Origin of the sequence: Nonomuraea spiralis (genome assembly GCF_014648435.1) — a bacterium.
In the GTDB taxonomy this organism is placed as follows: Bacteria; Actinomycetota; Actinomycetes; order Streptosporangiales; family Streptosporangiaceae; genus Nonomuraea; species Nonomuraea spiralis.
Map to the genome: position 1 here is coordinate 99,634 of NZ_BMRC01000010.1, position 22,891 is coordinate 122,524.

Consider the following 22,891-nt stretch of genomic DNA (forward strand, 5'->3'; position numbering starts at 1 on the left):
GGGCGGCCCGTCCCCGCTCCCGCTACGGGGCGGCCTGCCAGGACGTGCGGACGAGGGCGCGTTCGGTGGCGGCCAGGTGGGTGGCCGCCGCGAGCCAGGCCCGCGCGTACCCGTCCGGTCCGGAGTCGGTCAGCCGGCCAAACACGTCGCGTTCGCGCCGGTCGGCCTCGTCGGCCAGCGCGACGGTCAGGTCGGCCGCCGTACGGAACCCGGCGCCGCGCAGCGACCCGGCCTGGCGGCGGGCGTCGCCGCCGCGCGCGGACTCGGCGACCGCCCGGCGCCCGCCGGAGACGGCCAGCTCGACCAGCCGCCGTACCCGCCAGAGCGGCGCGGCCTCCAGCGGGTCCACGTCGTCGTACGCGTGCGCACCGGGCGGCGGGCAGGCGTCGGCGGGCGGGAGGTGCGAGCCCTGGAGGCGGTCGTAGCCGAGGTCGGCCCGGTCCCGCCACTCGGGGGGCAGCCTCAGCGTCGCCTCCTCGCCCGCGACCGGGCCCACCGCGAGCGGGACCAGCGTCGCGGCCCGATCGGGCTCGACCCTGGCCACCACCCGTACGCGCAGGCCGGGCCGTGAGGCGAGCCGCCGCAGGTTCTCGACGTGCGCGAGATCGGGATGCCGGTTGGCGGGGACCAGCCGGATCAGCGGCCCTTCCTCCCGGACCGCCGGGTCTCCCTGGACTCCCTCCGACCCGCCTCCGTCCTGAGGCGCGCGGTCTCCCGCTGGGGTCCGGAGCGTCACGGACGCGGACGGCAGGAGCTCGCGGGCGAGTACGTGGTCGCCCGCCGCGCCGACGATCACCAGATCGCAGCCCACCGGCTCCCTGACCTGCTCGGCCGACTCCTCCTCGCTCCACACCCCCGCCGACAGCCGCTCCCCTGCCGCCTCGCTCAGCGGCCGGGCGAACAGCGTGCCGAGCGGCCCGTCCGTCCAGGCCCGGCCCGCGACCGGGGTGGCCCGTACACCCTTGCCCGCGCCGAGGCGGCCGTCCGGGGACACGGTCGCGCCCGCGATCAGCAGGCCGCCCCGGGCCAGGTGGGCGTGGCTCATCATGGCCGCGCCGATGGCCACCGTCGCGGTGGCCGCACCCCGGGCGCGGGCGGGGCCGCCGGGTTTGACGTCGGCCACGGAGAACCAGCGTCCGTCCTCGGTGACGAGGTGGGTGACCACGCCGCCGTAGCCGGTGCTGCTGATCACGGGCTCGCGGAAGACGCCGTAGACCTTGAGGCCGCCGTTCGGGCTGTAGCCGCGCCGTACGGTGCCGACCAGCGCGGGGTCGGGATCGGAGGCCGCCAGCCGGCCCACGGTGAGCAGCAGTTCACGCAGGGCCGACACCAGGTCGGCCAGGCGGTGGCCGTCGTACCGGGCACGGGCCGCGCGCAGCCCGCGGACCACCCGCAGCGTGGCGGCCTCGGCCTTGGGCAGCCCGGCCAGGCGGGCGGTGTGCGCGGCCCGCAGCAACTCCGCCTGCGGCACCGCGCCGGCCCCGGGCACACCCGCGGACAACACCGCGGCCGCCGCCCGCCACAACCCACCGGCCGCCGCCACCTGCGCGGCCCCCGGCACCGCGCCGGACTGCGCGACTTCCGCCACCACCCCGCCTTGCGCGGCCCCCGGCGCCGCACCGGCCTGGGCCGGCTCGGGTGTCCTCTCGTCCGTGGCGGCGGTTTGTGGGTCCGCGGGCGGTGGTGGCGTTCGTACGGGGGTGGTGGCCTCGGTCTCCGGCAGGTCGCCGGAGGGTGGCGCGGGGTCGGCCAGCGGGCAGGCGGTGAGCAGGGCCGCGCGGTGCAGGCAGCGGGGCGCGAGCAGGCAGGAGCAGCGGGCCTGCCCCTCCTCCTCGATCGCCCCCGACGGCCCCGGCGAGAGCGTGACCACCGCGTCCTCGCCGCACGTGATCACCAGGTCCGTCCCGTCGGCCACCCGGTCGAGGGCCGCGTACTGGTCGACGGCCGCGTCCAGCTTCTTGCGCAACCTGCTGGTCAGGCCGTCGACGGCGGCGGCCACCACGTGCGGCGCGGCGGGCGGGAGCGTTGCTGAGGTGTTCACCGGACTTCTCCCCGGAGGCGGTCGCCCACCCAGCGGGCGAGGGCGAGCGGGCTGAGCGCGGCGACGGGCATCCCGGCCGCGACGAGCTGCTGGGCGATGGGCAGCGAGTAGCGGGGCACGCCCTGGTCGTCGAGCGCCGCGCACCCCATCAGGTGTACGCCGGACCCGGCGAGCGAACGCACCTCCGCGAGCAGGCCGCCCACGGGGTAACCCTCCTCGAAGTCGCTGACGACGACCACGAGCGTACGGCTCGGCACGGTCACCAGCGTCCGGGCGTGCGCGAGCCCGGCGGCGATGTGCGTGCCGCCGCCGACCCGCACTTCGAGCAGGAGGGACAGCGGATCGTCCACCCTGTCGGTCAGGTCGATCACCTTCGTGGAGAACGTCAGGAAGTGCGTCGAGAGCGTCGGAACGCCCGCGAGGACGGCGGCGGTCAGCGCGGACCAGATGACCGAGGCCTCCATCGACCCCGACACGTCCACCACGAGGATCAGCCGCCAGTCGGCCTCCTTCCTGGAGCGCGTGCTGAACACCGGCCGTTCCGGCACCACCACGAGCGACCCGTCGTCGAGGCGGCGGGTGTGGGCCAGGTTGGCGCGCAGCGTGCGCGGCAGGTCGAGCCGGCCGCCCGGACGCCTGGTCGGGCGCGGGTTGGCCAGGCCCGTCAGCGCGGGTCTCAGCCGGGTCGCCAGCTCGCGGGTCAGCTCGGCCACCAGGCGGCGGACGAGCGGCCTGAGCCTGGCGACCTGCTGCTCGGGCAGCCCGCCGGCCAGGGACAACACCGAGGTCAGCAGCTCGACCGAGGGGCGTACGGCGTCGGGGTCCAGCTCGGACAGCACGTCGTGCCGTCCCGCGTCGGCGGCTCTGGCCAGCACCTCCTCGCGTACGTCGCCGCCGAACAGGGACTCCAGCTCGTCCGCCCATTCGCGGGCGGTCGGGAACGGCTCGCCCTGGCCGCCGGTGTCGCCCTGCTCGAAGTCGTCGGCGCCCTCGCCGCGTCCCGTGCCGTAGAGCTCGTCCAGGGCGCGGGCGTACGGGCGGGCGCCGGCGGGCAGCCGTTCGTGCTCCCGGCCGAGCAGCAACCGCCAGCGGTCGGCCGGCCCGATGAGCGGCTCCCTCGGCCCGGACCTGGGAACGCCGTCCACGGAAGCGACCGCGGTGTCGGATGGGAAGCGGTTGAGGGGGGTGGACGGGGTCTGGAGGCCGAGGGTCCGGAGGGCGGCGAGGCCCGCCAGGTCGGCGGCGGTCCAGGCGGCCAGCAGGTCAGGGGGCGCCCCCAGCGCCAGGTCGGGCCGGTCGCCCAGCCGTTCCGACACCGCCGCCAGCACCCGGCCGCGCGCCGCCGGGGCGAGCGTGTCGAACCCGCCGCGCAACGCCGGCAGCCGGTCCAGGAACTCCTTGTCCGCCAGCTCGTCCACCCGGTCCATCAGCGGGCCGAGCGCGGCCGGCGCGGTCTGGAGCAGCGGTCCGGCGGCCGTGAGCACGCCGGTCAGCAGCAGGCTCAGGCGGCGGCGGCCGTCCGGGGTGGTGGCGGCGTCGATCCACCCGGCGGCCCGCGCGCCCAGGAGGCCGGGGCCGTCCAGGTCGAGCAGTACGCGGGCGGCCAGCGCGGCCCCCTGGACGAGCGGCGCGCCGGTACGCGCGAGCGCGCCCAGGGCGTCGTCCATCCGCAACCCCAGCCGGTCCTCACCGGCCCGCGTGGCGAGCTCGACCAGCGCGACCGCGTCCTCGGGCCGGTCGCTGCCGGCGAGTCCGGGCAGCGCGCGGACCGCGGCCTCCAGCAGCGTGACCGTCAGCTCGCCGGCCTGCTCGCGCCCTTCGGGCGTGGTGCCGGGCAGGTGCTCGCGGCGCAGCGCCTCCATCAGGTCGAGGGCGTCCAGCAGTTCGGGGAGGGTGGCGGTGGCGGGCAGCGTGACGGCGGCGTCCTCCAGTCGTACCGCGACCAGCTCCGGCAGGTCGCAGCGGGCGGCGGCGCGCAGCCCGTCGAGGATCGTGCGGCAGGTGGGCCCGCCGTCGGCGGACTCGCGCCGGTACGCCTCCCGCAACGTCCCCGCCGCCGCCTGGGCAGCGGTCACGCCCCGGACGCCCGCCAGGTCCAGCAGCGCCGGGACGGCCGGCGTCCAGGACAGACGCCACTTGGTGCTGAGCGCGGTGCCGTCGCCGGTGCCCGCGACCTGGATCGGCTCGCCGTAGCCGACGCCGCACACGTGCAGCCGGCGCAGCAGCACCTCGCGGCGCGCGTCCAGCTCGGAGCGGAGCGGGTCGAGGCGTACCTCGCGGGGGTCGGGGTCGACCGGGCAGGGCAGCCTGAGCGCGGCGAGCTCCTCCTCGACGGCGGGGCCGAGGCCGGAGCGCGGGGTGCCGGGGGCGGTGCGGCCCCTGGCCGTCCCGACGAACACCGCGTCGAGCGCCTTGGCCAGCGCCCGTCCGCGTCCCAGGGGTTCGCCCTGGCCGAGTACGGTCGTGACCGCCTCCAGCAGCTCGCCGCGGCCGGGAGCGGGCAGCCCGCGCAGGCGGGCCAGGTCGCACGCCAGGCGCAGCGTCTCGACGGCCTCGCCGGTGCCGGCGGTGTGCCCGGCGGCCCGCAGCTCCCTGCACAGGTCGGTGATCGACCGCGCGGCGCCGTCCCTGACCCGGTCCGGTACGCCGCCCGCCTCGAACACCGCCTGCTGCCAGCGCGGGTCCCGGATGCCGGCCGGGTAGCCGGACCGGGAGTCGAGCAGGTCGAAGGCGTACGGGACCAGCGAGGTGACCACGTCGGACGCGGCGGGCGCCGCCGTGGCGGCTTCGGCGGTGTCCGCGTCGGCGAGCAGGGTGGGGGCGTGGAAGGCGCCGATCACGGCGGCGACCCGGCGGCCACCGGCCGCGGCGGCGGCCACGACGCGCCGCATGTGCGCCTCGCGTGCCAGGTCCCTGGCCTGGACGCCGCCACCGGTCACCGCGTCGTGCCGCAACGCCCAGCCGACGCCGAGGGCGGCCCGGCGTACGGCCTCGGGCTCGCAGCCCGGCGCCAGCACCTCCACGGCCCGGTCCCACATGTCGTCACCCGCCCGCCCGGTGCCCGAGGCGGCCAGCGCGTCGGCGAACCGGCGCACCTCCAAGGCAGGCTGATCGGCCTCACCGGCCTCACCTGCGGGATCGGCGGGGGTGTGCCAGGCCGGGTCCGGCAGCGGGAGGTCGCAGCACAACACCTCGACCCCGCGTTTGAACGCCCACCGGATCGCCACCAGCTCCGGCGAGAAGTCGGCGAACGGGTAGAAGCCGAGCCCGCCCGGCCCGTTCCCGGCCAGGGCGACCGGGGCGAGGGTGGCGGGGTCGGCCAGGTGCGGCAACCACGGCTGGAAGTCGGCCGGCAGCTCGACGCACACCGCCTCGGGGTCGGCCGCGTCCAGCAGCTCGGGCAGCACCGCCGCCAGGGCGGGGCTGTGGTGGCGCACCCCCAGCAGGTACGGCCGGGTGGCCGCGGCCAGCGCCGCCACCGCCCGCCGGGGGTCGCCCGGGCCGGAACCGGCCGGCAGATCCGGCTCGGGGCCGGCCGGATCGGGCGAGGTGAGGGGGTGGGCGGTCAACGCAGGCTCTCCCGGAGGTCCCAGAGGCGGCGCCACATGGCGGAGCCGTCCTCGGCGCGGCGCCGCACCGGACCGTCCCAGTAGCCGAGCAGCCGCCCGTGGTCGGCCGGGTCGTCCTTGCGTACGACGCCCAGCAGGTGACCGGGCACCAGGTCCAGGACGTCACCACTCGGCAGGTACGCGGCGGCCACGCCGAGCGAGGCGGCCACCTGCACGGCCTCGGCCGTGGACATCACGGTGCCCGGCCGCTCCACGTCCCAGCCCTCCCCGGACCGCCCGGTACGCAGGTCGCGGAAGACCGTGACCAGCGCTTCGAGCACCGCGTCGTCCACGGCGAACCCGGCCCCGGCGCGCTGGACGACCGCCGTGGCCTGCCGCCGGACCAGGGACGTCTCGGCCGCGGCGTCGGAGATGGGATCGACGGTCTCGAAGTTGAAGCGCCGCTTGAGCGCGGCCGACATCTCCGACACGCCGCGGTCGCGCAGGTTGGCCGTGGCGATCACGGTGAACCCGGGCACGGCGGCCACCTGCGCCTCGTCGGTCCCGGCCAGCTCGGGGACGCTGACCCGCCGGTCGGACAGGATCGACACCAGGGCGTCCTGCACCTCGGGCAGGCAGCGGGTGATCTCCTCGATCCTGGCCACCCGCCCGGACCGCATGGCGGTCAGCACCGGCGAGTCCACCAGCGCGGCCCGGCTCGGCCCCTGGGCCATGAGCAGCGCGTAGTTCCAGCCGTAGCGGAAGGCGTCCTCGGTGGTGCCGGCGGTGCCCTGGACGGTGAGCGCGCTGGTGCCGCAGACGGCGGCGGCCAGCAGTTCCGACAACATCGACTTGGCCGTGCCGGGCTCGCCGACCAGGAGCAGGCCGCGCTCGCCGGCGAGCGTCACGACACACCGTTCGACCAGGGCGCGTTCGCCGACGAACTTGGGCGCGATGCGCAGCTTGGACGGCAGGTCGTCGCGGGCGGGCTGGGAGAGGGTCTCCTCGCCGCTGCCGCAGATGAAGGTCACGACGGCGCGCGGCGTCAGCAGCCAGCCGGGCGGGCGCGGGCCGTCGTCGTGGGCGGCGAGGAAGGCCAGCTCGGTGGCGTACCGCTGCTCGGCGGAGACCACCTGCGTGGCGGAGGTCGCCTCGTCGGTGAGGGTCATGGGGTTTTCCGGTCCTTAGGGAAGTGAGAAGGGACAGGTCAGCGGCGACGGCCGCGTTTGACGTCGAGCCGCGCGAAGCGGGGCACGTCGCCGTCCTGTACGCGGCGCCAGGCCCGGTCGTAGAGGTCGGCCACGGGTTCGGCGGGCACGATGGGGCCGCCGAGACCCACGTCCCGGACGAACATGGGCAGCTTCCACTGCTCCAGCGGGAGCCGCGGCGTCACCTGCTCCGACCAGCCGCCGGGCAGGAACAACGAGCGCCCGGCGCGGGTGCGTACGGCCTGGACGACGAGGTCGGTCGCGGCCAGCTCGGCCCGCGCCGCCTTGAGCCTGGCCGGCTTCCAGCCGGTCCACCGGGAGACGTTGCGGTCGGCCGGGTCGGGCATGGCCAGCAACATCAGGTAGACGGCGGCGGCGTCCTCGCCCAGCCCGTACGCCTTGGCCGCGTCCACGACCAGGTCGGGCACGGACCGGGTGGGGTCCTGCGGCCACCATGTGCCGTCGGCGTCCCGGTCGCCCTGCCGCGGGTCGCCGGGGTCGTCCAGCAGCGCCGCGAAGCGGGGGTCGAGGACCGTGCGCAGCGCGATCACGGCGGGGAAGGAGCCGTTGAGCCCGATCAGGGCCCGCAGGTACGGGTCCTCGCCGGCCGGGTCGAGCAGGTCGGGGCGGATCGCGGGCGAGGGCTGGCTGTCGTGGGTGGCCATGATGAGCGCGCCGTACCGCTCGTAGCCGTCGCGGACCTCGGTCGGGGTGCCGGCGACCTTCCTGAACGCGGGCAGGCCGACGTACCTGTCGAGGTCGATCAGCAGCGCGGGGTTGGCGAGCCGGTCGCGGACCGCCGACAGCGTGGCGGGCAGCCCGGCGCGCAGCGGGTGCCCGGCCGGCAGCCGGTGGGCCAGCCAGCCGGCCGCGGTGACGGCCATGACCAGCGACTGGCCGGTGAACCCGGTGCCCTGGCCGACGGAGTGGACGCGGTCGCCGCGTACCTCCCACTCCAGGTCCACGCTCAGCTCGGGATGGTCGGCGCCGAGCACGCCGCGCAGGGCGTACGCCGCGTCCCGGCCGGTGCGCAGGGTGCGCGCGGCCTCGCCGAGCAGCCACTCGGGCAGGGCGAGCCGCTGCCCGACGCGGTCGTTCCAGACCCGCGCGGCGGCGGCCACGTCGGGCCCGCCGCTCCACAGCAGGGCCGGGTCGGCGGGCAGCAGCGCCGCGGTGACGGCCCGCCTCACGCCTTCGTCGAGCGCGCGCAGCTCGTCCTTGGCGACGGCGGCCTCGGCCACCTTCACGCCGATCGTGGTGCGGGCCTCCTTGTCGAGGAAGGTCCGCTCGTACGTGTCCACGTGCGGGAATCCGGCCACGATCAGCCGCGCGGCGGTCTGCGAGACCCCGGTGAGCCGCGCGAACTCCTCGGCGGCGGCGTCGTGCCAGGGCGCCGGGCCGCGTTCGGCCAGCTCGGTGAGGAACGCCTCCAGCCAGCCCGCCTCCCGGTCCCCGCCGACGGGCGAGGAGTCCGCGACCGTGTAGGGCGCGGGCACCTCGAACGTCCCGGCGGGGTCGTGGCACAGCGCCGTCCATTCGAGCTCGTCGAGACCGGCCTCCCGGGCGTCGAGGAAGAGGACGAACGCGCCGCCGCCCAGCGGCAGCACGCCGGAGAGCGAGCCCCCGGACGGGGTGCCGTCGGTCACGACCATGTGCTCGCGCCCGAGCTTCAGCGTCATGCCGCGCCAGCGTGCCGAGCCGGCCGAGGTGGGCAGGCCGCCGTCGCGCAGCTCGTCCAGCAGCGTGCGCAGCGCGTCGCGGTGCGCGGCCGGGGTCGTCGGCGCCGCGGTCCGGTACGCCACGGCGGCGAGGTGGTCGAGCAGCCGCTCCCACCGCAGGCCGGTGGCCGGAAGTCCGGGCAGGCGGAGGTGGTTGGGCACCTCCGGCCGGTCCGGCGCGGCGGCAAGCGCCCGGCCGGCCGCCCGGATCTGCTGGACGACGGCGTCGCGGCTGTGCCGGTGGTAGCCGTGGCCGCCGCCGACGCCGTTGAGCGCCTCGTCCAGCAGCAGGTCCGTGGGCCCGGACGGGCCTTGCTCCTCGGCGGGACCGCCGGCCAGCGCGCGGGTGAGGTTGCCCACGACGGTACGCACCGCGGCCTGCTGGGCGGCGGCGAAGCCGACGACGCCGGCCAGGCCCTTGAGCAGCGACTCGTGGGTCACGCCCGGCAGCAGCACGCGGATCGCCGCGGGCAGGTCCGCGCCCTGAGGCTCGGCCGCCTCCAGCAGGGACGCGGCCGTCTCGCGGTCCATGCGGCGCAGCGCCGCCGAACCCTCGGGGTCGCGGGGACGCAGGCAGTTCCAGTAGCGCTCGGGCGGCAGGATGAGCGTGCCCGCGCCGAACGCGCCGGGCCTGGCGTCCGTCCTGAACTCGGCCAGCACGCCGTCGGCGTCCACGAGGCTGATCCGGTAGCTGGAGCGCACGACGGCGCACGGCCGTTCCGCGCCGGGGAACGTCAGCACGCGGGCCGGTACGCCGGCCTCCGGCGGCAGCGTCACGGCGATGCCGGACAGGTCCTCGGCGCGGTGGGAGCCGTCGGGCAGCTCGGTCACGCGCAGGCCGTACAGGCCGTCCACAGGGGTGCCGACCGGGGTGGGATCGGCGGAGGGGGCGGGCAGCAGCCATCCCTCGGCGGGCCTGTCCTGCGACGCGCCGGCCAGGAAGCCGGGCAGCGACTTCCTGCCGAGCTGTCCGCCGGCGGGGTCGAACTCGTACCAGCCGCTGTCGCGCTCGGCCCAGACCCACGTCCAGAACGAGGTGCCGTCGGTGAGGACGGGACGCTCGTCGGGGACGGCCGTGTCACCGGCGTGCAGCACGCCGTACCCGGTGGTACGGCCGCCGCCGGGGACGGGGAGGCTGACCGGGTCCTCGCCCGTGTAGTAGTCCAGCCGGGTACCCCGGCTGCGGTCGGTCCCGTCGAGGTCGCGTACGCGGTCGGCGGCGGTGTGCCAGTAGCCGCGCAGCCCGTTGACGCGGTCGCGGGAGTCCCAGTAGACGAGCAGTTCGCCGTCCACGTAGTGGAAGCCGGGATCGCTCCAGGTGTCCTCCCTGGGGATGCGCAGGTCGTGGGTGAGCACGACGCCGTCGGCGGTCAGCACGCGGGCCTGCGCGGTGCCCGCGACGACCAGGTGGGGCCAGGCGTCGCACACGACGAGGTCGTCGACGTCCTTCTCCGGCACGAGCTCGGCGGCGGCCTCCTCGAAGGCGGGCCAGCCCAGCTCGTCGATGATCCCTGCCCGCAGGGCGCGGGCCAGCACCCCGGCCACGTCGGCGTCGGTCACCGCCTGGCGCACCTCGTCCTCGGCCAGGGCCAGGGCCTCGCCGGGCAGCCAGGCCAGGCGGCGCAGGGCGTCGGGCAGGGTGGGCAGGCCGGCGGCGGCCGAACGCCGGGCGACCAGGCGTACCCACTCGGTCAGCATGGGACGCCCGCCGGGTGAGGCGGCCAGGGCCCGGACGGTGGCCCGGCCCTCGTCGTCGGCGTCCAGGTAGTCGGCGCCGTGGCGGAAGGCGGTGTGGAAGCGGCCGTCGGCGGCCAGCGCCAGCAGGTCGCGGCGGTCCTCCCGCTCGGCCCAGTGGGCCAGCCGGAGCCGGGCGCCGTCGCCGGGGTCGGCCACGGGAACGCCGAGCGCGAGCAGCAGGTCGATCAGGCCGGGGTCGTCCTCGACCGAGATCGTCCCGCCGCCGGCGGTCAGCTCGGCGCGCAGCCGGTCGGCCATGCGCTCGATCAGCGCGTGCAGCGCGGGCAGGTGCGGCGCCACGCCCCAGGCCCGCTGCCGGGCGGCGAGGAACCTGCGCAGCCAGCCCGCGGCGCCGTCGGCCGCGCGCTCCCGCTCCGGTACGTCGGTGTGGAGGCCGGCGGTCGCGCCCGCGCTCTCCAGGATGTCGAGCCAGATGCCCGGCAGCTCCCGGTCGTGGCTGTCCGGGATGACGTCGAGCAGCGTGCCCCGCAGCTCGGGCCGCTGCCGGGCCAGCGCCGCGACGGCCGGGGCGTGGGACTTCCACCAGCCGGTCGGGGCCTGCATGACGGCCGGCAGCGCCAGCACCTCGGCCAGGTAGTCCTGCTCGGCCGTCTCGGCGTCCACGCCGGCGGCCTTGGCGAGCCTGCGGATGTCGGCGGCCATCTGCGCCGCGGGGGCCAGCCCGCCGGCGGTCCTGCGTACGCACAGCCGCGCGTACCTGAGCAGCGCCTCCGCGGCGGGCAGCCGGGCGGTCAGCTCCTTGGCGTACCCGGACAGCGCCTTGACCGGCAGCGCCCCGGCCAGCGCGAACTCCAGGAACACCGCGTCCAGCCGGTCCTCGTCGACGGCGAGGCCGTGCTGGGCCTCGGCCCTGCGGGCGGCGGAGAAGAGCTGCCCGGCGTACTGGGTGTTGTCTGCGGCGGCGAAGACCCGCGCGGCCTGCTCGTAGAAGGTCGGCAGGAAGTGCGGGACGGACGCGGCGAGCTGCCCGGCCAGGCGCTGGTAGGCGTCGAGGGCCATCTTGGGCTTGGACCTGGCCTGCCGGGCGACGCGCTCCAGTTCCGGCACGACGGCCAGGGCGTGGTGCCCGTCCAGGGGGTGGTGGACCAGCACCCATTCGGGGAAGCCGAGCGAGCGCCGCAGGCCCAGGCCGACCACGGCGGCCTCGCCCTCGGGCACCATGCCGAGGAAGCCGGCCGCCGCGTCCTCGGCGGTGCTCAGCTCCTCGGTGACCAGGCGCACGATCACCCGGTCGTCGAGGCCGGGGTGCCGGTAGGCGCGGGCGACCAGCGGCACGGCCCGCTCCCCCGCCCCCTCGGCGCCGGCCGGCAGCACCGCGCCGGCGTCGAGCATCTCCTCCGCCTCGGAGGCGGTCGTGTCGGACGTCCTGCCGGTCATGCGCTCTTCCCCTCTTCGACCTGCCGCCCGGCGTACAGCGCCGCGGCCATCCGCATTCCCTCCGACCAGGCGACCGGGCCGACCTCGCGCAGCGCGAGGGTCCTGCCGTCCTGGTCGCGCCACGTCAGATCGCCCGTGGACGTCTCGCTGTCCCAGTAGGGCTCGCCGATCCATACGGCGGCCTCGGTGAGCCGGCCGGCGTCGCGTACGCCGCAGGTGGCGAAGCCGCCGGAGACCCGGTAGCCGAGCTGGGTGGCACGGGCCGCGACGCCGAACCTGGAGGCGTACGTGCCGCCCGCGAAGTCCTTCACCTGGCGCACCCCCTCGGCCTGGTCGGCGGGCTTGCGCCAGATGGCCCGGTGGATCTGCTCGACCTTCTGCGTGATGCCCAGCTCGGCGGCGAACTCGCGCAGGTCGTCGAGGTCGGGCAGCAACACCGGGTGCGGCAGGGTCACCGTGCGCGGGGAGAGCCGGACGGTCTCACCGTCGAGGTTCACCACGCGCAGTTCGCCCGTGGCGGTCGCGTCCCGCAGGAAGCCCACCTCGTCGGGGTCGTCGCCGACCACCGCCACGTCGCGCAGCGCCGTCTGCCACGCCTCGTCCGGCCACACGCGGGCGATCACCTCGGTCGGCACCGGCAACGAGGACACCATCCAGGTGTCCACCTGCGCCACGCACGACGCGGCGTGCCGGTCGAGCCATTCGGCGAAGCGGCGCAGCCGGTCCGCCTCGGGGTGCTCGCGCACCGCCTTCGGCAACGTCTTCAGCTGCCGCCCGGCCGACCGGCCGGACGTGGCCCTGGCCGTGACCCGGCCTTCTATGAGGGCGACCTCGTACGCGTCGCCCGCAGCCAGCCAACCCAATTGCCGCCGCCTTTCATCGTGAAGCCATGGGGAATGAGTCGAGGCGCGGTTCTCCGCCGCCGCGATGCGCGGAACGTTATCGGCGATCACTGACAAATGCCTACCGAGCACCCGAATGCCTGGTTACGGTGCCGGAACGTCACCGGCGGGCGCGGCCGTACGGGCATGGCGTGCTTTCCATCCGGCCCGCCTAAAGACACGGGCAGGATCGCCGCGGGCAGGCTACGGGCGCGGACGGCAGGGGTAGGCCATTCCGGGCCGGGCGCGCCCGCCGGGGAGCGGGCGCGTGGCTCGCTCGACGGGGGGATGGCCGGTGAAAGTCGTCGTCGATCTGACGCGTTGCCAGGGGTACGGGCAGTGTGCCTTCCTCGCGCCCGACGTCTTCACCATGCGCGAGGAGTCCCTCCTGTACGACCTGGCCCCCGACGACGAGCAGCGCGAGCACGTGCTGCGCGCCGCGGCGGCCTGCCCGGTCCAGGCCATCCACCTCGACTGGACGGCGACCCGGCTCACGCCCGAGCCGCCCGGCCCGCCGGCGCGCGGGATGACCGACGGGCACATCGTCATCGTCGGCGCGTCCCTGGCCGGGGCGCGGGCCGCCGGCGTGCTCAGGCGGGAGGGCTTCACCGGGTCGCTGACGGTGATCGGCGACGAGCGCAGCGAGCCGTACGACCGGCCGCCGCTGTCCAAGCAGGTGCTCCTGGGACAGGTGGCGCCCGATCACGTCATGCTGCCCCACCTGCGCGAAGTCGAGGCCGAGTGGTTGTGGGGCACTCCGGCGACGGGTCTCGACGTGGCCGGCAAACGCGTCCTGCTGGCCGACGGCCGCGAGGTCGGCTTCGACCGGGTCCTGCTGGCCACCGGCACCCGCGCCCGGCCCTGGCCGAACGAGGAGGAGGGCCGGCTGGAGGGCGTCCACACGCTGCGTTCCATGGAGGACGCCGCCCGCCTGCGCCAGGCGCTGGCCGCCCGCCCGAACCGGGTGCTCATCCTGGGCGCCGGGTTCACCGGCAGTGAGATCGCCTCGGTCTGCCGCGAGCTGGACCTGCCCGTCACGGTGGTCGAACGCGGCCCGGCCCCGCTGGTCAACGCGCTCGGCGGCGTGATCGGCGACGTGGCCGCCCAGCTCCACCGCGACCACGGCGTGGACCTGCGGTGCGACACGACGGTCATCTCCCTGGACGGCGACGGGCACGGACGGCTGCGCGGCGCCCACCTGTCGGACGGCAGCACGGTCGAGGCCGAGGTCGCCGTCGTCGCGCTCGGCTCGGTGCGCAACGTCGAGTGGCTGCACGACTCGGGGCTGGCCGCCGGCGTGTGGGGCGTGGCCTGCGACGCGGGCTGCCGCGCCGTGGACACCAACGGCCTGGTGACCGACGACGTCTTCGTCGCCGGCGACATCGCGCGTTTCCCGCACCCGCTGTACCAGTACCAGTTCATGACGCTTGAGCACTGGGGGAACGCGGTCACCCAGGCCGAGATCGCGGCGCACAACATGGTCAGCGACCAGACCCAGCGCTGGCCGCACCTGTCGGTGCCGGTGTTCTGGTCCAGCCAGTTCGGGGTGAACATCAAGTCGGTCGGCGTGCCCACGTTCGCCGACGAGCTCGTCGTCACGCAGGGCTCGACGGACGAGCGCCGCTTCGTCGCCGTCTACGGCTACCAGGGCCGGATCACCGCCGCGGTCACCTTCGACCAGGGGATGTGGCTGGAGTTCTACCAGCGGCTGATCGAGCGGGCCACCCCGTTCCCGCCCGACTTCCGGCACGTCAACCGGCGGGGGGAGGCGCGGCCCGTACCGGCCGGGGTGCCCGAGCGGCTGATCGCGGCCGAGGGGGCGACGGTCGTGGTGACCGGCCACGACCCGGCCGAACGCCGCGCCTCGCTGCTGCACACGCCGCCGAGCTGACCACCGTACTGACCGCCGTACCGAGCATTGGGCCGACCGCCGGAGACAGGAGTGCAGGACATGACATCGGACGCCGCCTTCCAGCGCATCCTCGACCCGTCGGGCCGCGCCGACCCCTATCCGTTCCTCGGGGAGCTGCGCCGCAACCCGGTGACGCGGCTGGAGGACGGCACGTACGTCGTCAGCACGTACCGGGAGATCGTCGAGCTGCTGCACGACCCGCGGATCAGCTCAGACCGGCGCAACCTGGCCTCCGCGCCGGAGACGCCGCAACACGCGCCCGCCTTCATCGGGCTCGACCCGCCGGAACACGACCGGCTGCGCCGCCTGACCATGCGCCACTTCGGGCCGCCGCACTCGCCGGGCGTCGTGGACGGGCTGCGTCCCATGATGCTGGCCGTCACCACCGAGCTGATCGACGCCATCGCGGGCAAGACCCGGGCCGACGTCGTGGACGAGGTCGCCTACCCGCTGCCGATCGCGGTGATCTGCCGGCTGCTCGGCGTGCCGGCCGAGGACGAGCAGCAGTTCCACGCCTGGGCCGACGCGATCGTCGAGACGCTCGGACCGGGCGAGGAGCAACGCGCCGAACGGGCCCGCGAGCGCCAGGCGGTGGCGGAGAAGCTGGAACGCTACCTCGCGGGGCTGGCCGAGGCCCGGCGGCAGAAGCCGGGCGACGACATGTTGTCCGGGTTCGTCACCTACGAGGGCCCCGACGGCCGCATGACGCCGGAGGAGGTCGTCGCCACCTCCCTGCTGCTGCTCATCGCCGGGCACGAGACCACGATCAACCTCATCGCCAACGGCATGCTCACCCTGCTGCGCGACCCCGCCCTGCTGGAACGCCTGCGCGCCGACCCCGATCTCGTCATCACGACGGTCGAGGAACTGCTGCGCTACGAGCCGCCGGTGCAGCTCGTGTCCTCGCGGGTCACCCTCGACGACGTCGTCGTCGGCGGCGTCACGATCCCGGCCGGGTCGCCCGTCGTGCTCGCGCTGGCGGCGGGCAGCCGCGACCCGGCGCACGTCAGCGAGCCCGACCGGTTCGACCCGTGCCGCAGGCCCAACGAGCACCTGGGGTTCGGCGGGGGCGTCCACTACTGCTTCGGCGCGCCGCTGGCCCGGCTGGAGGCGCAGGTCGTGCTGGGCGAGCTGGTACGCAGGCTGCGCAATCCGCGGCTCGTGGCCGACCCGCCGCCGTACCGGCCGAGCGCCGTCCTGCGCGGCCCCCGCCACCTGCTGATCGACTACGACGGCATCGCCCCCGTCTGACCTCCCCTCGGAGTGCGCGGCAGGGGGGGTGACGTTGATCCCAGACTTCCGGTGCAGTTGAATGAGCGGGTGCGTGCTGGGCGGGTGGTCTCCCCGGTTCTGGTGGGGCGGGAGAAGGAGCTCGCCCGGCTCGTCGCGCTGGTCGACCGGGCGCCCGCCGTCGCCGTCGTCGAGGGCGAGGCCGGCATCGGGAAGTCGCGATTGACGTCCGAGCTGCTCGGCGGTCCGGCGGTGGCCGGCCTGCGGGTGCTGGCCGGGGCCTGCGTGCAGATCAGGGAGCCGTTCCCGCTGGGGCCCGTCGTCGAGGCGCTGCGCGGGCGCGCGTCCGAGCTGGCCGGTGCGGCACTGTCGCCGGTCGCGGGGGCGCTGCGCGAGCTGCTGCCGGAGCTGGCCGGGGTGCTGCCCGAGACGCCGCCGCCGCTCGACGACCGGGCGGCCGAACGCCACCGGGTCTTCCGGGGGCTCGCCGAGGTGCTGACCGCGCTCGGTCCCGCCGTCCTGGCGGTGGAGGACCTCCACTGGGCCGACGGGCAGACGGTCGAGTTCCTGACGTACCTGATGTCGGTGTTGCCGGGCACGTTGCGGGTGGTGCTGACGTACCGGGGCGAGGAGGCGTCCGGGGCGGTGCGCGCGATCACGGCGCGCGCCCCCGACACGATCGCGGCCGAGCATCTGGTGTTGCCGCCGCTCGACACCACCCAGACGCGGGTGATGGCCTCGGCGATCCTGGAGGCCGAGGAGGTGACGGCCGAGTTCGCCGAGCACCTGTGCCTGCGGGCCTCCGGCCTGCCGCTGGCCGTTCAGGAGCTGCTGGCGCTGCTGCGCACCCGCGGCACGCTCATCCGCTGGGAGGGCGGCTGGGCGCGGCGGGCGCTGGAGGAGCTCGACGTGCCGAGCGGCGTGCGCGCCTCGGTGCAGGAACGGGTGGCGCGGCTCTCCGCCGGGGCCAAGGAGGTGGCGGAACGCGCCGCCGTACTGGGGCTTCCGGTGCCCGTCGCCGAGCTCGCCGGGAACGACGTCGGCGCGATCGACGAGGTGCTCGGCTCCGGGCTGTTCGCCGACACCGGCGGCCTGGTCGGGTTCCGTCACGTGCTGGCGGCGCAGGCGGTCTACGAGGCGATCCCGCTCGGCCGCCGCCAGGCCCTGCACGCCGCCGCCGCCGACACCGTACGCGGCCTGCGCCCGGTCCCGCTGGGCCGCCTGGCCCACCACCTGCGCCAGGCGGGCCGGGCCGGGCAGTGGGTGGAGGCCGCCATCGAGGCCGCCGAGCAGGCCTCCAGGCTGGGCGACGACGCCGAGGCCGCGCGCCTGCTGGAGGACGTGCTGCGCGACGACACCGGCCTGCCCCCGGCCCGGCGGGCGGAGCTGACGGTGAAACTCGGCTGGGCCGCCCTGGAACTGCTGCGCCCGCCGCCGGTCGCCGACCTGGTCACCGGCGCGCTGGAGCAGGACGTGCCGCCTCCGCTACGCGGCCACCTGCGCCTGCTGCTCGCGCTGCACCTGGAGCGCACCCGCATCGACGGCGCCCGCATCGGCGAGGCGTTCGCCCGCGCGGCCGAGGACCTGTCCGGCGAGCCGGGGCTGGCCGCGTGGGCCATGGCCGGGGTCGGCCGGCCGCCGAGCGGCCTGCCGCTGGCGGAGACCCGGTCCTGGCTGGAGCGGGCGCTCGCGACGCTGCCCACCGTCGCCGACCCGGCCATGCGGATGCTGGTGCTCGGCAAGATCGCGATGATCTTCGTGGTGATGGGCGACCCGCGCTGGGCCGAGCTGACCGACGACCTGCGGCGGGAGACCGCCGGACGGCGGCTGCTGCGCCGCGAGGTGAACGCGTACCGCTCCATCGGGGGCGCGGCCCTGTTCGGCGGCCACCACCGCGAGGGCCGCCGCCTGCTGACCGCGGCGGTCGAGGACGGCGCCGAGCCCGACCTGCGCGGGCGGCTCGAAATGCGCTGCCTGGTCAACCTGGCCGCGGCCGACTACTTCGAGGGCTCCTGGCAGGGGCTGCCGGCGAAGATGCAGGAGTTGCGCGACCATTTCGGCGACGAGCCGCACGAGCGCATCCTCGTCGACATCGTGACCGCCTGCGTGAGCGCGGTGCAGGGCCGCCAGGAGGCCGCGCTGCCGCCGCTGCTCGACGTCGCCGCCGAGGCCCGCACCCGCGGCCAGTACGACGACCTCGTGCTGCCGCTCTCCATGCTGCTCAGGCTGGCCGCCGCGCGGGGCGAGCCGGAGCCGGCGATCGAGGCGGTCGCCGAGGCGAGCGTCCATTGGGAGGCGAGCGAGTTGTGGCCGGTGGCGGTCCGGGCGCTGCCCGGGCTGACCGAGGCGCTGCTGGCGGCGGGCCGCCCCGGCGAGGCCGCCGAGGCCGTCGCGCGGCACGCCGCCCGGCTGGCCGGGCTCGACGCGCCGCTGGCCGCGCCCGCGCTCGCGCAGGCCCGCGGCCTGCTGGCCGAGGCCGGCGGGCAGTGGGAGCGGGCCGCGGCGGAGTTCGCCGCCGCCGCCGACGCCTTCGAACGTGTCCCGGCCAGGTACGAGGCCGCGCAGGCCGACGAGCACGCCGCCGCCGCCCTGTTCGCCCTCGACGACCCGGCCGCCGCCACCCGGCTCGGCCGGGCCGTCACCGCGTACGCCGACCTCGGGGCGCGCTGGGACCTCGACCGTGCGACCGGGCTGGGCCGCAGGTGGGGCGTACGGCCGGCGACGCAGAGCACGCCCGCGCAGGCGGGGAACGACCACGTGCTGTCGGCCCGGCAGGAGCAGGTGGCCCGGCTGGCAGCCGAGGGGCTGACCAACCAGGAGATCGCCAGGGAGCTGTTCCTGTCGCCGAAGACGGTGGACAAGCACGTGAGCGCGGCCATGCGCAAGGTCGGCGCGCGGTCGCGGACGGAGCTGGCCCGCCACCTCCCCAGCGACTGAATCCCCAAATTGGGGATTTTTCCCCATAGGGCACCCCATACCCCACCCCATACGCATACCTGGACACTTTCGGCATGTCCGACACCACCGACGACCCCGGCCAGCAGGATCCGGACGAACCCCTACCGGATGGGCCCTCCCTTCATCAGGAGACCCCGGAACCCCCTCGGCCGCCAGACGGCTTCGAACCCGTCTGACCCCCCTCCCCCGCCAGAAAGGCCACCATGGCATTGCCCCGCCCCCCGCTGGTCCGCCGGACAGGCGTGCTGCTGACCGCGGTCACCGCGCTCGCGGCCGTACTGACCGCCGTACCGGCCTCGGCCGACACCCCGGCCCCCTCGCCCGCCCCCTCCGCGCCGTCCGCCGCCAAGGACGTCGCCAAGGACGTCGCCAAGGACGTCGCCCTGACCGGGGTACGGGCCAAGAAGGTCGTCGTCACGCTGATCACGGGTGACAAGGTCCAGCTCAACCGGTCCACCGCCGGCACGTACCGGGTCGAGACCGCTCCCGGCAGCCGCGAGGACGGCCGCCGGATCAACCTGTTCACCCAGTTCACCCCGGACGGCGTCTTCGTGCTGCCGGACGACGCCGTCGCCGCCGTCCAGGCCGGGCTGGTGGACCGGCGGCTGTTCGACGTCAAGTACCTGGCCGAGAACGGCTACGCCGACGACGTCGCCAAGCGGCTGCCGGTCATCGTGCAGTACCCGGGCGACCAGCCCGAGGCGGCCGTGAAGCGCTCGGCCGCGGCCGTACCCGCCAGCGACCCCACCCGTACGCTGGAGAGCATCCACGCCTCGGCCCTCGACGTCACCAAGGCGGAGGCGGGCGCGTTCTGGCAGGCCGTACGCGGCGGGCAGGACAGCGCACAGGACGGCGGGCAGGGGCTGGCCAAGGCGCCCGGCGCGCTGCGCGGCGGCATCGCCAAGCTCTGGCTGGACGCCAAGGTCAAGGCCGACCTGGACGTGAGCGTCCCGCAGATCGGCGCCCCCAAGGCGTGGGAACGCGGCCAGGACGGCACCGGCGTGAAGATCGCCGTGCTGGACACCGGCGCCGACACCGGCCACCCCGACCTGGCCGGGAAGATCGCCGACAGCAAGTCGTTCGTCCCGGAGGAGCCCGTCCAGGACGGGCACGGGCACGGCACCCACGTCGCCTCCACCATCGCCGGCACCGGCGCGGCCTCGGGCGGCAAGTACAAGGGCGTCGCCCCCGGCGCGCAGCTCGTCGTCGGCAAGGTGCTCGACAACACCGGCTCCGGCCAGGAGTCGTGGATCATCGAGGGCATGGAGTGGGCCGCGCGCAGCGGCGCCAAGGCCGTCAGCATGAGCCTCGGCGGCCCGCCCAGCGACGGCACCGACCCGCTCAGCCAGGCCGTGAACGACCTGACCGCCGAGACCGGCACGCTGTTCGTGGTCGCCGCGGGCAACCTGTACGACACCGAGACGATCAGCATGCCCGGCGCGGCCGACGCCGCCCTGACCGTGGCCGCCGTGGACAAGCAGGACCAGCTCGCCGCGTTCTCCAGCCGCGGGCCGCGCCCCGGCGGCGGGCTCAAGCCCGACATCGCCGCGCCCGGCGTGGACATCGTGGCCGCGCGCGCGGCCGGCACCACCATGGGCTCCCCGGTGGACGAGCGCTACACCGGCGCGTCCGGCACCTCCATGGCCACGCCGCACGTGGCCGGCGCCGTCGCGATCCTGGCGCAGCAGCACCCGGACTGGACGGGCGCGCAGCTCAAGACCGCGCTGATGTCCACCTCCAAGGACGACGGCTTCACCGTGTACGAGCAGGGCGCCGGCCGGGTGGACCTGGACCGCGCGACCCGGCAGCAGGTGTTCACGACCAGCGGCGGCGTGGACTTCGGCCTGCTGGAGGCCGGCAGCGCGCCGAAGACCGGCGAGGTCTCCTACCGCAACCTGGGCGACCAGCCCGTCACGCTCACGCTGAAGGCGGCGATGAGCGGCGGGGCGAAGCCGGCCCTCGCCGACGCGACGCTGACCGTCCCCGCGGGCGGCACGGCCGCCACCACCGTCACCCTCGACCCGGCCGAGCTCGGCGTCGGGACCTACAGCGGGGCCGTGACGGCCGAGGCCGACGGCGTACGGCTCACCACGCCGCTCGGCGCGGTACGGGACGCCCCCAAGTACGACCTGACCATCCGCACCCTCGACCGGGACGGCAAGCCGCGCACCCCGACGGCCATGAACGTCCTGGACGTCGACGGCAACAAGGGCGAGCTCGGCCCCCACCGCGTCGACGACGTGGGCCTGGTCGTCACCCGCGTCCCGGCCGGCACCGTCAGCCTGCTGCAGGTGCTCGACTGGGTGGACGGCGACGACCGCGCCAACCGGGCCTGGTTGTTCGAGCCCGAGCTGACCGTCACCGGCGACACCGAGATCACCCTCGACGCCCGCAAGGCCACCGAGATCAGCTTCAGCGCCCCGAAGACCGCGCAGCCGCTGAACAACACCTACGACGCCTACTTCCAGCGCACCCTGCCGAACGGCAAGGTCTTCGGCGGCACGCTGCTGGCCGGCCGTCCGCTCGGCGCGTGGGAGAAGACGTGGGTGCTGCCGACCAAGAAGGTCACCAAGGGCGGCTTCCGCTTCACCGGCCAGTGGGAGCTGGGCGTGCCCGAGGTCACCATGACCATGCGCGCCTCCAAGCGCACGACCCTGCGCCCGGTCTCCCGGGTCCACATGATCGACGCGGGTGAGATCCACCCCGGGTACGTCCCGTTCGAGGGCAGCAAGAACCTGCGGGTGGTCGACGCGGGCAAGGGCCGTCCGGAGGAGCTGGCGGGCAAGGACCTGCGCGGCGCGCTCGTGCTGATCGACGCCGAGCCCGCCGATGGGGTCTTCGGGCCGGTGTGCGGCCTGCAGATCGAGCGTGTGGGCCCGATCAGGGACGCGGGCGCGGCCGGCGTCCTGGCCTTCAACGAGAGGGCCGCCAGCTGCCCGATCCCGCTGCCCATCTCGCAGAAGCCGTTCAGCGGCCCGTTCAAGCCGGTCGGCATCCCCGTCGCCTACGTCTCCAACACCGAGGGCACGAAGATCCGCGCGGAGGCCGCCCGGGGCAAGGTGACCGTCCAGGTCGAGGGCACGCCGAACACGCCGTACTCGTACGTGCTCCGGCCGTCGGCCGACGGGCGCGTCCCGGACTCGATGCGGTACGAGGTGACCGAGCGTCAGCTCCACCGGGTCGACCTCGACGTGCACGGCGGGCCGTACACGAAGTACATGAGCTGGCGTGCGTCGTGGCGGACCGACGACATCTCGTACACGACGACCAACACCGACATGCTGCACTGGTCCACCCCGATGCCGGAGCGCAGGTCGCAGTACATCTGGCCGCTCGACCCCAAGATCGTGAGCGAGGCGGGCCTGTCCGCGCTCGTGTCGTCCACCCCTGGGGAGGAGGTCCAGGAGACCCGCTACCGGCACGAGGTGTTCGACCGGCCGGGCACCACCGTCCAGAAGTGGTTCGCCACTCCGAGCACGCCGGGCGCCTCGACGGCCTCCGACAAGCTGTACGCGCTCGGCGGCGCCCCGGACGCGCCCCCGCTCAAGCAGCTCGTCATCGGGGTGCCGTGCGCGATCTGCGTGCACGACGGCAACCTGTGGGTGACGCCGTCCCTGGTCAACGGGGTCGGTGAGCGGCGCGACGACGGCAGCGCGTTCGGCGACCTCGCGCCGCAGTACGAGCTGCACCTTTACCGCGACGGCAAGGAGGTCCCGAACGCCCCGCTGCCGGGCCTCGACACGCTGCCGCGCTACCCGCTGCCCAAGGAGCCGGGCACCTACCGGCTGACGGCCAAGAACGCCCTTCAGGACGTCGAGTGGACGTTCACCGCCCCGCCGGCGAAGGAGCAGCTCAGGCCGGGCGCCAACTGCTACGCCTGGTTCGTGGACGGGCTGGTCGAGCAGTGCCGGACGACCCCGGCGGTCTACGTCAGCTACGACCTCGGTGACAGCCTGTCGGCCGAGAACACGGTCGCGGCCGGGCGCCGGCACACGTTCGAGCTGGAGGCCTACCACGGGCCGTCGGCGGCCAGGATGCCGGCGATCAGCGGCGTACGGCTGTGGACCAGCACGGACGACGGCGCCACCTGGCAGCCGGCCGACCTCAGGAAGGGCCGGGACGGCCTCTACACCGCCGCCGCGAAGTACCCGGCACTCCGCGCCACCAAGGGTGCGGTGAGCCTGAAGGTGGAGGCGTGGGACGCGGCGGGCAACCGCGTCAAGCAGACCACCCTGCGCGCTTTCAACCTCCGCTGACCCG

Annotated in this window: 9 protein-coding genes; 4 read left to right on the forward strand and 5 right to left on the reverse strand. The window is 75.5% G+C overall.

What is annotated here, in order from left to right:
- Positions 1 to 22: 22 nt before the first annotated feature.
- The 5 genes from IEZ27_RS25155 to IEZ27_RS25175 are packed head-to-tail and all read right to left on the reverse strand — an operon-like array spanning position 23 to position 12,513.
- Positions 23 to 2,041, reverse strand: coding sequence for an SWIM zinc finger family protein (locus tag IEZ27_RS25155; RefSeq protein ID WP_189649495.1), 2,019 nt, complete (start codon positions 2,039 to 2,041; stop codon positions 23 to 25).
- Complete coding sequence (locus IEZ27_RS25160) at positions 2,038 to 5,610, reverse strand: vWA domain-containing protein (RefSeq protein ID WP_229824303.1); 3,573 nt, start codon at positions 5,608 to 5,610, stop codon at positions 2,038 to 2,040. The genes IEZ27_RS25155 and IEZ27_RS25160 overlap by 4 nt, the downstream gene beginning before the upstream one ends.
- Positions 5,607 to 6,758, reverse strand: a complete 1,152-nt coding sequence (locus tag IEZ27_RS25165; protein WP_189649496.1) for an ATP-binding protein — start codon at positions 6,756 to 6,758, stop codon at positions 5,607 to 5,609. Before IEZ27_RS25165 ends, IEZ27_RS25160 begins: the two co-directional genes overlap by 4 nt.
- Positions 6,759 to 6,796: 38 nt before the next feature.
- Complete coding sequence (locus IEZ27_RS25170) at positions 6,797 to 11,650, reverse strand: DNA-binding protein (RefSeq protein WP_189649497.1); 4,854 nt, start codon at positions 11,648 to 11,650, stop codon at positions 6,797 to 6,799.
- Positions 11,647 to 12,513, reverse strand: a complete 867-nt coding sequence (locus tag IEZ27_RS25175) for a DUF4132 domain-containing protein (protein ID WP_189649498.1) — start codon at positions 12,511 to 12,513, stop codon at positions 11,647 to 11,649. The genes IEZ27_RS25170 and IEZ27_RS25175 overlap by 4 nt, the downstream gene beginning before the upstream one ends.
- A gap of 313 nt (positions 12,514 to 12,826) precedes the next feature.
- Here IEZ27_RS25175 and IEZ27_RS25180 point away from each other — a divergent pair, with 313 nt between their 5' ends.
- The 4 genes from IEZ27_RS25180 (at position 12,827) to IEZ27_RS25195 (ending at position 22,887) form a co-directional block, all read left to right on the forward strand.
- Positions 12,827 to 14,422 (forward strand): FAD-dependent oxidoreductase, encoded by a 1,596-nt coding sequence (locus IEZ27_RS25180; RefSeq protein WP_189649499.1) that lies wholly within the window; start codon positions 12,827 to 12,829, stop codon positions 14,420 to 14,422.
- A gap of 60 nt (positions 14,423 to 14,482) precedes the next feature.
- The gene (locus IEZ27_RS25185; protein WP_189649500.1) at positions 14,483 to 15,694 is read left to right on the forward strand and encodes a cytochrome P450; all 1,212 of its coding nucleotides are present in this window, start codon (positions 14,483 to 14,485) and stop codon (positions 15,692 to 15,694) included.
- 69 nt (positions 15,695 to 15,763) lie between these two features.
- The gene (locus IEZ27_RS25190; protein WP_189649501.1) at positions 15,764 to 18,610 is read left to right on the forward strand and encodes a helix-turn-helix transcriptional regulator; all 2,847 of its coding nucleotides are present in this window, start codon (positions 15,764 to 15,766) and stop codon (positions 18,608 to 18,610) included.
- Between the two features lie 224 nt (positions 18,611 to 18,834).
- The gene (locus tag IEZ27_RS25195) at positions 18,835 to 22,887 is read left to right on the forward strand and encodes a S8 family serine peptidase (RefSeq protein ID WP_189649502.1); all 4,053 of its coding nucleotides are present in this window, start codon (positions 18,835 to 18,837) and stop codon (positions 22,885 to 22,887) included.
- The last annotated feature ends 4 nt before the right edge of the window (positions 22,888 to 22,891 follow it).